The organism is Pseudomonas sp. PA-4-8C (genome assembly GCF_021606625.1).
Classification (GTDB): Bacteria; Pseudomonadota; Gammaproteobacteria; order Pseudomonadales; family Pseudomonadaceae; genus Aquipseudomonas; species Aquipseudomonas lactis.
The window spans coordinates 1-10,994 of sequence record NZ_WKCD01000189.1; the positions used below are offsets into that span (position 1 = coordinate 1).

A 10,994-nucleotide genomic window follows, 5' to 3' on the forward strand; every position below is an offset into this window, starting at 1 on the left:
GTCTATCCGTTTGTCCTGGCAGCAAGGCGTGACGGCGGGGCACACCGGTGAGGCGGGGGACACACTGAGCCTGAAGGGGCTGAAGACCGGCGATCTGCCCGCGCTCAACATGGCCTTCGAGCATGTCCGCACACTCGATTTAACCGGTGTCAGGCTGACGGCCCAAGGCAGTAACGAGTTTCTGGGCGCTTTCACGCGGGCAAACCGTTTGATACTCAGCGCTAACCAACTATCAGTACTGCCCGATGCGGTCGCAGGCATGGCGCAACTTGAACGGCTGGAACTGGCCACCAACCTGTTCACGCAGGCACCCACGCTGCCAACTCAGGTGGGCGCCGAGCGCCTGCGCTGGCTGGACATGAGCCACAACGACCTGGAGACGTTCGATGCCAGCGCGTTCAGCCGCCTTGAAACGCTGGACCTGAGCTACAACAGCCTTTCAACATGGCCCGAGGGGGTATTGGCCGCCTCACACCTGACCCACTTGGACCTGAGTGGCAATGTGTTAGCCAACTTGCCGCCCAGCCTGCTCAGTGGCGCCCATGATGCGTTGGTAACAGGCACTGACTTGTCGGGTAACCACACTCTGACGCCGGCCGCGCGCGAGGCCCTGTACCGTTACGCCGACAGGCACCAATTGACTGAATTGATGGGGTTGCCAAGGGCAGAACTTGACCGTTGGCACCGGCGCTTCGAGGCAGGTGCCGACACGGATTCAGACGCCAGTTCCGATACCGATTCGAGCTCCGACTCAGACCCGGACGGTGATGGGGGGGCTGGCGTCGAGCCTGTGGAGGCGTTGCCCGAGCCGCAGCTCGCTGTTGCCCCGGCGTCGCTGGAGCCCTGGCTGGAGGGTTCCAACCCTAGGCAGATCGCGCAGCGCACGGCGCTGTGGGAGCAACTGGCACAAGCCCCTGGACACGACCGGTTTTTCTGGTTGATGTCGAGCCTGCGCCTGACCTCGGAGTTCAACTTCAACCGCGCCGGTCTCACGCAGCGGGTGTGGGACGTGATCGAGGTGGCCACCACGAATGCGGAGTTACGCAGCCTGTTGTTCGTCGAGGCCGAAACCCACGGCACCTGTATCGACGGGCGTATCCTCACCTTCAGTCAGATGGAGGTACGTGTATTCGAACACCGCGCCTTGCACGGCATCCCGTTGCAAAGGCCCGATCTTCGAGGGCGAGCGCTGCTGGATTTATCGCGGCAGTTGTTCCGGCTCGACCGGGTCGATCAATTGGCCGAAGCGTCGGCCACGGGCCTGGACCGGGCCGAGGAGCGCTTGAGGTATCGCATAGGCTTGACCCATGGCTGGCCCGACGGTTTAGAACTGCCGGGGCAACCGGAGTACATGGCGTTTGGTCGCCCGATCGAGGGCACCCGGCGCGCGCAGATCCAGGCCAGCATCATCGTCCAGGAAGACTCCGATGAGTTCATCGAGTACCTGGTCGCCCAGGATCATTGGGCTCGGTACCTGCAAGAGCGCTATCCCGAACAATTCGATGCGCTGAACAAGGAGCTTGCGCAGAAGTATGAAGCGCTGGAGGACGAGCACGCCGAGCGTGCCGATGCCCAGAGCCTGCGCCGCTACGAAGAAGCGCTGAATCGCCTGGAAGTGGAGCGGGCGACCGCGCGTAACCTGAAGTTGATGCAACTGTCGCGCATGGAGATACAACGCCTGGCCAGCATCCGCTGAGAACTAATGTGGGAGCGGGCTTGCTCGCGAAAGCAGAGTGTCAGTCACTGATAAGTTGACTGAAGCACCGCATTCGCGAGCAAGCCCGCTCCCACATTTTGACCGAGTTCGGCCTCGCTCTGTCAGTTGTCGTAACCCAGGTTCGGCGCCAGCCAGCGTTCGGTCACGGCCAGATCCTGGCCTTTGCGCGCGGTGTAGCTGGCCACCTGGTCCTTGTCGACCTTGCCCACGGCAAAGTACTGCGCCTGCGGGTGGGCAAAGTACCAGCCACTGACCGCCGCCGCCGGGAACATAGCGTAGTGCTCGGTGAGGAACACCCCGCTGCGCCCGGCCTGCATTTCGCGGGCCTCGGGGTCGAGCAGTTGGAACAACTGCGCCTTCTCGGTGTGGTCCGGGCACGCCGGGTAGCCGGGGGCAGGGCGGATGCCGCTGTATTGCTCCTTGATCAGCGCCTCGTTGTCCAGTTGCTCATCCTTGGCGTAGCCCCAGTGTTCTTTACGCACCTGCTGGTGCAGCCATTCGGCGCAGGCTTCGGCCAGGCGGTCGGCGAGGGCCTTGACCATGATCGAGTTGTAATCGTCGCCAGCATCCTGGTACGCCTTGGCGACTTCCTCGGCACCGATGCCGGCGGTGGTGATAAAGCCACCGATGTAGTCGGTTACGCCGCTGTCTTTGGGCGCGACGAAGTCAGCCAGGGAGAAGTTCGGCTTGCCGTCGGTCTTGATGATCTGCTGGCGCAGGTGATGCAACCGGGCAATCGGCTGGCCGTCGTCGCCGTAGACTTCGAGGTCATCGTCCTGCACCTGGTTGGTCGGCCAGAAACCGAACACGGCGCGGGCGCTGATGAGTTTTTCGTCTATCAGCTTCTTGAGCATGGCCCGGGCGTCGGCGTACAGCGCGGTGGCGGCTTCACCCACCACTTCATCGGTAAGGATGCGCGGGAATTTGCCGGCAAGGTCCCAGGAGATAAAGAACGGTGTCCAGTCGATGTACTCGGCCAACACGTTGAGGTCGATATTGTCCAGCACCTTGGCGCCGGTAAAGGTCGGCACCACTGGCGTGTAGTCGCTCCAGTCAAACTGCGGCTTCTTGGCGATGGCGGCGGCGTAGCTCAAGCGCTCGGTACGTGCGCTGCGGTTGGAGGTGCGCTCACGCACGTCGATGTATTCCAGGCGGGTTTTCTCGACGAAACCGGCCTTCAGCTCCTTGGACAGCAACTGCGTGGCCACGCCCACGGCGCGGGAGGCGTCGGTGACGTAGATCACCGCGTCATTGCTGTACTTGGGCTCGATCTTCACCGCCGTGTGCGCCTTGGAGGTGGTGGCGCCACCGATCATCAAGGGCAGGTGGAAATCCTGGCGCTGCATCTCGCGGGCCACGTGCACCATTTCATCCAGGGACGGCGTGATCAGGCCGGACAGGCCAATGATGTCGCACTTCTGCTCCTTGGCCACTTGCAGGATTTTTTCCGCCGGCACCATCACGCCCAGGTCGACGATGTCATAGCCGTTGCAACCGAGTACCACGCCAACGATGTTCTTGCCGATGTCATGCACGTCGCCCTTGACCGTGGCCATCAGGATCTTGCCCTTGGCTTCGGGCTTGTCGCCTTTTTCCAGCTCGATGAACGGGATCAAGTGCGCCACCGCCTGCTTCATCACGCGGGCGGATTTCACCACCTGGGGCAGGAACATCTTACCGGCGCCAAACAGGTCGCCGACGATGTTCATGCCCGACATCAGCGGGCCTTCGATCACTTCGATCGGGCGCGCAAACGACAGGCGCGATTCCTCGGTGTCTTCAACGATGTGCGTGGTGATGCCCTTGACCAGTGCGTGTTCCAGGCGCTTGTTGACGTCCCAGCCACGCCATTCCTCGGTCTCGGCTTCCTTGACGCTGCCGTCGCCCTTGTACTTGTCGGCAATCGCCAGCAAGGCGTCGGTGCCGTCCGGCGTGCGGTTGAGCACCACGTCTTCCACGGCGTCACGCAGCTCGACGGGGATCTGGTCGTAGATCTCCAACTGGCCGGCGTTGACGATGCCCATGGTCAGGCCCGCGCGGATCGCATGCAGCAGGAACACCGAGTGGATCGCCTCGCGCACCGGGTTGTTGCCACGGAACGAGAACGACACGTTGGACACGCCACCGGAGGTCAGCGCGTAGGGCAGTTCGTCACGGATATAGGCACAGGCGTTGATGAAGTCGACGGCGTAGTTGTTGTGCTCTTCGATACCGGTGGCGACCGCGAAGATGTTCGGGTCGAAGATGATGTCTTCCGGCGGGAAGCCGACTTCATCGACCAGGATGTCGTAGGAGCGTTTACAGATTTCTTTCTTGCGCGCTTCGGTGTCGGCCTGGCCGGCTTCGTCGAAAGCCATCACCACCACCGCCGCGCCGTAGCGTTTGCACAGCTTGGCGTGATGAATGAACTGCTCCACGCCTTCCTTCATGCTGATGGAGTTGACGATGCCCTTGCCCTGGATGCATTTGAGGCCGGCTTCGATCACTTCCCACTTGGAGGAGTCGATCATGATCGGCACGCGGGAGATGTCGGGTTCGCCGGCAATCAGATTGAGGAAGGTCACCATGGCCTTCTTCGAATCCAGCATGCCTTCGTCCATGTTGATGTCGATCACCTGGGCGCCGGCTTCCACCTGCTGCAGGGCGACTTCAAGGGCTTCGGTGTAGTTGTCTTCACGGATCAGGCGGGCGAACTTGGCCGAGCCGGTAATGTTGGTGCGCTCGCCGACGTTGACGAACAACGAACTGCGGTCGATGGTGAACGGCTCCAGGCCCGACAGACGGCAGGCCTTGGGAATGTCCGGGATCGGGCGCGGCGCATAACCGGCCACGGCCTTGGCGATGGCTTCGATATGCCCTGGCGTGGTGCCGCAGCAACCGCCGACGATGTTCAGGAAGCCGCTTTGGGCGAACTCTTCAATGACTTTGGCGGTTTGCGACGGCAGTTCGTCGTACTCGCCGAACTCGTTGGGCAGGCCCGCGTTGGGGTGCGCCGACACATGGGTGTTGGCCTTGTTCGACAACTCTTCCAGGTAGGGGCGCAGCTCGCTGGCACCCAGGGCGCAGTTCAAGCCGACCGAGATCGGCTTGGCGTGGGCCACGGAGTTCCAGAACGCTTCGGTGGTCTGGCCCGACAGGGTACGGCCGGAGGCGTCGGTGATGGTGCCGGAAATCATGATCGGCAGTTCGATACCCAGGGTTTCGAACACGCCTTGCACGGCGAAGATCGCGGCCTTGGCGTTGAGGGTGTCGAAGATGGTTTCGATCAGGATCAGGTCGGCGCCGCCTTCGATCAGGCCCTTGGTGGCTTCGGTGTAGTTTTCCACCAGCTCATCGAAGGTCACGTTGCGGTAGCCGGGGTTGTTGACGTCTGGCGACAGCGAGCAGGTGCGGCTGGTCGGGCCCAGTACACCGGCGACAAAACGCGGCTTGGCCGGGTTCTCGTGGGTTTTGGCGTCGGCCACCTTGCGCGCCAGGCGTGCGCCTTCCACGTTCAGTTCATACGCCAGCTCTTCCATGCCGTAGTCGGCCATGGAGATGCGCGTGGCGTTGAAGGTGTTGGTTTCCAGAATGTCGGCGCCAGCGTCCAGGTACGCCTTCTCGATGCCGCCAATCACGTCGGGACGGGTGAGCACCAGCAAGTCGTTGTTGCCCTTGACGTCGCTCGGCCAATCGGCGAAGCGTTTGCCACGGTAGTCCTGCTCCTCAAGCTTATAGCTCTGGATCATCGTGCCCATGCCACCGTCCAAGATCAGGATACGTTCCTTGAGGGCGTGGTGAAGGGCTTGCAGACGAACGCTTCGGTCGGACATGGGACTACTCTGGTCAGGCATTTCGGAGGGCGTGAATCATAACAAACCTGCGGGCTTTTGGAGCATGTAGAGGTTTTGCATGAATATCGCTCATGTTGCTGGGGTGCATGGCCCGGTAGAATCACGCCACTTCAAACACCGCACGCCTTGAATCGGGACCGGATACATGTCACTTCGTTTAATCGTCAGCGCCGTCCTGGCCTTGATAGCCAGCAGCGCTCAGGCGGCAGGTCCCGCTTCGGCGATTTCCTACACCCGCGACATCCAACCCATCTTTACTGAAAAATGCGTGGCCTGCCATGCCTGCTATGACTCCGCGTGCCAGCTCAACCTGGGCAGTGCCGAAGGCGCAGCGCGGGGTGCAAGCAAAATGCCGGTGTATGACGGCGAGCGCAGCCAGGCCACGCCCACCACCCGCTTGTTTTATGACGCATTCGGTAAACAGGCGTGGCAGCAGAAGGGCTTCTATTCGGTGCTGGATGCCCAGGGCAGCCAGGCTGCGTTGATGACGCGCATGCTGGAACTGGGGCACAACGCGCCGCTGGCGCCCAATGCCAAGCTGCCCGAGAACATTGTGTTGGGGCTCAACCGCGAAAACATGTGCGCGACGCCCGGCGAGTTCAATGCCTATGCCGGCGCTCACCCCAAGGAAGGCATGCCGCTGGCGGTTACCGGCCTGACCGACCAGCAATACCAGACGTTGCAACGCTGGCTGGCCTCCGGTGCGCCAATTGATGAGCAAGGCTTGGCACCCAGCGCCAAGGAAGCCCTGCAAGTGCAGCAGTGGGAAAACCTGTTCAACCAGCCCGGCGCCCGGGAAAGCCTGGTGGCCCGCTGGCTGTTCGAACATTTGTTTCTGGCGCATATCTATTTCGAGAATGGCGAGCCGGGGCATTACTTCCAGTGGGTGCGTTCGCGTACGCCCAGTGGCCAGCCGATTGACCTGATCGCCACCCGTCGCCCCAACGACGACCCAGGCACCCAGGTGTACTACCGCCTGTGGCCGGTGCAGGGTGTGATCGTGCATAAAACCCACATCACTTACCCCTTCAGCGCGGCGAAGATGGCGCGGATCAAGGCGCTGTTCTACGCCGGCGATTGGCAGGTCACGGCCTTGCCAGGCTACGGCCCTGGCAGCCGTGCCAACCCGTTCGCGACATTCGAAGCGATCCCGGCCAAAGCGCGCTACCAGTTCATGCTCGATAACGCCGAATACTTCGTGCGTACTTTCATTCGCGGGCCGGTGTGCCGTGGGCAGATCGCCACGGACGTGATCCGCGATAACTTCTGGACGCTGTTCCAGGACCCCGACCACGATCTGTACATCACCGATGCGCGCTATCGCGGCCAGGCCACGCCGTTGCTGGCCATGCCGGGGCAAAATGACGATGTGGGCAGCGTGCTGAGCCTGTGGCTGGCGTATCGCGACAAGCGCAACCAGTACGAAGCCCTGCGCCGTGACAACTACGCAGACCTGCCGGCGCCGAGCTGGTCGACGTTGTGGGCGGGCAATGACAACGCCTTGTTGAGCATTTTCCGCCATTTCGACAGCGCCTCGGTGACCAAGGGCCTGATTGGCGAAGTCCCGCAGACGATGTGGCTGTTCGACTACCCACTGCTGGAACGCACCTATTACCAGTTGGCGGTGAATTTCGATGTGTTTGGCAACGTCTCGCACCAGGCCCAGACCCGGCTGTATTTCGACCTGATCCGCAACGGCGCCGAGCAGAACTTCCTGCGCTTGATGCCAGCGGATACCCGCGAAGACTTCATGGACGATTGGTACCAGAACAGCGGCAAGCTCAAGCTGTGGCTGGACTACGAAGCGATTGACGATGACAAGGCCAGTGGTTTGCACCTGAGCGAGAAGGACCCCAAGCGTGACTTCGCCGACCAGTTGCTGACCCGCTACGGCCATTTGAACGCCAGCCCCGACCCGATCAACCGCTGCAGCGGCGCGTTCTGCTCCCGCGACGGCATTGACCCGGCCTTGCAGGATGCCGAGCAAGCCCTGAGCCGCCTGACCTCGCGCCCGGCGGCGGGGCTCAAGGTGATCGAGCAATTGCCCGAAGCCACCATGCTGCGCATCGAAACCGCCAGCGGCAAGCGCGAGGTCTACAGCCTGCTGCGCAACCGTGCCCACAGTAACGTGGCGTTCCTGCTGGGAGAGGCGTATCGCTATCAGCCGGGGCTGGACACGGTGACGATCTACCCAGGCGTGCTCAGCAGCTACCCGAACTTCATGTTCAATATTCCCGCCCGGCAAGTGCCTGAGTTTGTCGCGCAGATGGAGCAGGCCAAGGACGCCAAGAGCTTCGAGAAAATCGTCGACCGCTGGGGTGTGCGCCGCAGTCACCCGCTGTTCTGGCAGTACTTCCACGACTTGTCGCAATACATCCACGAAACCACGCCGGTGGAAGAGGGCGTATTGGACATGAACCGCTATGAGAACCTATAACTACAGCTATTGATCCGGTCATTTCTCCACGCGGGGGCTGAAGCAGTCGGATATCTACCTACGGACTGGAAAGGGGATGCCGATGTTGATTTCAGTGCAGTTGCTGCGCGCGTTGGCGGCATGGCTGGTGGTGGGGCACCACGTCATGCAGCTGTTTTTCAACTTTGAGGCCCACAACGCGCTGGAGGACCTGTTAGTGGAAAAAGGCGGCGCTGGCGTGGATGTGTTCTTCGTCATCAGCGGCTTGGTGATTTTCCTCGCAAGTGCCGATAAAGCGCTGACACCTTGGCGCTTTATGCTCATGCGCCTGGCCAGGATTGCTCCGGCTTATTGGTTCTATACGTTGCTGTTGGCCTTGCTGGTGATGGCCATGCCCTCGATGTTTCCAGACGTTCAGCTCGAACTGAGCCATGTACTTTTGTCGATGCTCTTTATCCCCGCGCAGAACCCGGCGGGCTATGGCGTCTATCCACTGCTGGATGTCGGCTGGACGCTGAATTTCGAGATGCTGTTCTACTGTCTGTTTGCTGTTGCGCTGCTGGTGCGTGAAGCCTATCGGCTATGGGTAGTGGCCGTGTTGTTGTACCTGGTGTGTTATGTCATTGGCCCCTTCTTTGACTTGGCCGACGGGTTTTACCGCAATGACATTGTGCTGGAGTTCCTCATGGGCGTGGTGATCGGCATGCTGTACCGCCGTGGCCTGTGTCGGGCCAGGCTGTGGCTGGCGTTGCTGGGTATCGTGGCGGCGCTGGCGGCGATTTATCAGGGCGCGGATGTCCCCCGCGCATTGGAGTGGGGCGTGCCCAGCGCCGTGCTGGTGATCAGTTGTGTGGCGCTGGAGCCGTACTTCCACGGCTCGCGCTTTATAAAAATGCTGGGGGACTGCTCCTACTCGGTATACCTGCTTCATGTACTGGTGTTGTGCGCTGGACGCTGGGCCATCGAGCATCGTGGGGTAGGCCCATACACCATGGTGCCTGTCTGCATCGTCGTCATCGCGCTCGGTGCATTTTTCAGCTACCACGTGTTGGAGAAGGGCACGCATCGCCGGATCAAGCATTGGTTCGGCCTAGATGAGTCGATGCCCTTTTCCAGGCAAAGGCACTAGGACTGCCGCCTGGGGTGGGGTTCAAGGCCTTATGTACTTCCAGTAGGCCTTGCCGTAGTCCATCAGCAACTCGGTCCCGGCAGGGATATCTCGCCAAGCGATTAAAAACACCATGTAGTTGCCTACATACAGGGCGCCGACATTTTCGATGCCCACGTCGGGCAGGTTCGGCACCTTGACCGCATTGATCAGGCTCAGCGTATTGCTGTTGCCGTGGCCGCTGATGGTCGCGCCTTGAGTGTGGGTCTGGAATAGATACGTACCGACAGCCGCCTCGCCTTTTTCCAGGATCTCGGTATTGATCGAGGCTTGATCCAGATGCAGTTTGCCCGTGTACGGCCCAAGCACGTCGAAACGCTTAATATCGGTTCTGGCCACCACCGACAGGCCGCGCTCCGGGCCATCCGCCAGTTTCCTGACCTCCACCAGGCGATCAAGCCGACGATGATGGCTGCCCTCATTGGAAAGCCATTCACGAATACTATTGGTCGCGGCTGCCTTGACTTCAACATGTTGCAGGCCGGTGAACTCGTCAAAAAAACGGTTGGCGTCGGTAATCTCGATGCTGTGCAGCGGGCCTTCAAGCTCAAGGGTCAAACTGCGCCTGATGTCTGTCGGGTCCTGCAGGATCGGTGCGTTATTGTTGATTTTATGATCAAAGGACGCCGTGATCGAGCTGGAGCGGCGCCGGGTGGGTACCGCGTCCTCTTCCAGGCGTGGGCGTTTTGAGCTGCCGGGCGTGGGCGGCGCGGGGCGTTTCCTGGCTACCGGCTGGTCCTGGGGGCTTCTTTGTCCGAATAGCCACCTGTCTTTGCCGGCACGGGTCATGCTGCCATTGTCGTTGACGTAGCTGCTCCAGATGACGGGGTTGAGGTTGTTCTGTTCGACAAACGCGCGCATGGATACCTTTGAGTTGGCGGCGTTGTAGTGCTTGTTCCACGCATCCAGGTGCTCGGGTTTGAGGTCGTCGAATTCCTCGCCGCGCGCATATTTGGCGAGCACTTTGCCTGGCGCTCGGTAGCTGCCATCCAGGTTTACGTACTCGGCGAAGGCCACCGGGTCCAGATTATGATCGGCGGCAAATCCTTCGAGGGTGAGACTGTTGCGCTCGCGTTGGGATGCCTTGCTCCAGCGCTCCAGATGATCGTAGGTGACGCTGGTACGGGCGGTTCCCGCACGGTCAAGCATCTGTTGCCCTCTGCGCGTCAGGGTGTTGCGGGTGCTGACAAACTGCCGAAAGGCGTTGGGGTCCAGGTTGTAAGTATTGACGAAGGTGTCCATGGTTTTTTTCAGGGCGTCTTCGCTGGCCTCGGTCCATTTCAACAGCACCGATGGCGTTACCATGCTGGGTGCATCCGGCGCGCCGCCTGTCAGTTTGATCTGGCCTGAGTACCAATGTCCGGGCTCTACCGAGGACAGCGTGATCGACAAGTCCCGGTTGGTTTTGGGATTGACCAGGACAATGGAAAAGCTGTTGTCGGCGCCAGCGGCGGCTTCCTGGATAAAGCCATAGGAGTTGTCGCGGATCTGGTACACCGCGATCTTGCCTTTATCATCAATATTGCAGATATATTTCTGGTTGTAGTCCACTCGGGAGAAGATCCCGCGTGCGTCGGGCTTAAGGCCACGGATCAACTCGGGGTCGACCGCGTATCGACGGATCAGCGGGCTGCTATTGCTGATCACCGTGATCGGCTCTCGATAGCGCGGCCCGAAGGCTTTATTGGAGGCCGTATCTATCAAGCGATAGTCGGGGGCGTCGAGGCTGCCGACGTTGCGCATCGGGATGTTGGCGAAGCCGTCGACGGTAAACAGTTTGTCCCCCGTCTGCAGTGGCTTCCAGGTGCCAGGGTCAACCGAGCGCCTGCGCCGGGCGGTGATGGTCCCATGTCTCAGTTG

5 protein-coding genes are annotated in these 10,994 nt (G+C 60.9%); 3 read left to right on the forward strand and 2 right to left on the reverse strand.

What is annotated here, in order from left to right:
• On the forward strand, positions 1–1,696 hold a 1,696-nt coding region (locus GIW04_RS21860), incomplete at its 5' end, for an NEL-type E3 ubiquitin ligase domain-containing protein (RefSeq protein WP_268939250.1).
• 122 nt (positions 1,697–1,818) lie between these two features.
• Here the strand turns inward: GIW04_RS21860 and metH are convergent.
• On the reverse strand, positions 1,819–5,529 hold the full coding sequence (metH, locus tag GIW04_RS21865; RefSeq protein ID WP_120248273.1) for a methionine synthase: 3,711 nt from the start codon (positions 5,527–5,529) through the stop codon (positions 1,819–1,821).
• Positions 5,530–5,695: 166 nt separating this feature from the next.
• Here metH and GIW04_RS21870 point away from each other — a divergent pair, with 166 nt between their 5' ends.
• Positions 5,696–7,987, forward strand: a complete 2,292-nt coding sequence (locus GIW04_RS21870) for a fatty acid cis/trans isomerase (RefSeq protein WP_120248271.1) — start codon at positions 5,696–5,698, stop codon at positions 7,985–7,987.
• Positions 7,988–8,069: 82 nt separating this feature from the next.
• Entirely contained in the window at positions 8,070–9,095 is a 1,026-nt protein-coding gene (locus GIW04_RS21875) for an acyltransferase family protein (RefSeq protein WP_120248375.1), read from the forward strand.
• A 21-nt stretch (positions 9,096–9,116) separates the two neighbouring features.
• On the opposite strand, the gene GIW04_RS21880 is transcribed toward GIW04_RS21875, so the two are convergent.
• Positions 9,117–10,994, reverse strand: a 1,878-nt coding sequence (locus GIW04_RS21880) for an SET domain-containing protein-lysine N-methyltransferase (protein ID WP_329607633.1), incomplete at its 5' end; no start/stop codon positions are given.

Coding starts and splice junctions, on each gene's coding strand:
- metH (WP_120248273.1), bottom strand. CDS start 5,529: ATGTCCGACCGAAGCGTTCGTCTGCAAGCCCTTCACCACGCCCTCAAG.
- GIW04_RS21870 (WP_120248271.1), top strand. CDS start 5,696: ATGTCACTTCGTTTAATCGTCAGCGCCGTCCTGGCCTTGATAGCCAGC.
- GIW04_RS21875 (WP_120248375.1), top strand. CDS start 8,070: ATGTTGATTTCAGTGCAGTTGCTGCGCGCGTTGGCGGCATGGCTGGTG.